The sequence below is a fragment of the Mesorhizobium sp. M2A.F.Ca.ET.067.02.1.1 genome (assembly GCF_004023285.1).
GTDB lineage: Bacteria > Pseudomonadota > Alphaproteobacteria > Rhizobiales > Rhizobiaceae > Mesorhizobium.
The window spans coordinates 1-588 of record NZ_RZSB01001364.1 but is presented as its reverse complement, the minus strand read 5'-3'; the positions used below and the strand labels follow the sequence as shown (position 1 = coordinate 588).

The window sequence follows — 588 nt, the reverse complement described above, 5'->3', positions numbered from 1 at the left end:
GGCGACTTCTACGCCACCGCCGACCTGCTCTACGAAGGCGCCTGGGTGGCGGAGCGCTATGCGGCGATCCGCGATTTCTTCGAAGCGAATGAAGCAGCCCTCCATCCGGTGACGCGCAAGATCATCGGTGGCGCCAGGAACCTGTCGGCCGCCGATGCTTTCCGCGGCCTCTACGCCTTGCAGGCCTACAAGGCCCGCCTGGCCCCCGTCATCGCCTCCGTCGACCTTTTCTGCATGCCGACGGCGCCGACCCACTACAGCGTCGATGCCGTGCTCGCCGATCCGATCGTCACCAACAGCCGGCTGGGCACCTACACCAATTTCGTCAATCTGCTCGACATGTGCGGCATCGCCGTGCCGACCGGCACGCGCGACGACGGCCTGCCGATGAGCGTGACCCTGCTTGCCGCCGCAGGACGCGACGGCCTCGTCGCAGCGGTGGCACGCGATCTCCATGCCGCGAGCGGCCTCGCTCTCGGCGCGACCGGATGGCCGCAGTCGAGCGCGCAGCCTGTCGGCGCGCCGGCCGATGATGGCACGATCGAACTGGTGGTGGTCGGCGCCCATCTTTCGGGAATGCCGCTCAAC

The 588-nt window shown here is 68.2% G+C and carries 1 protein-coding gene; it reads left to right on the top strand.

Annotation, left to right across the window (positions count from 1 at the left end; all coding sequences use genetic code 11):
- On the top strand, positions 1–588 hold a 588-nt coding region (locus EOA28_RS37840), incomplete at both ends, for an amidase family protein (RefSeq protein WP_245501713.1).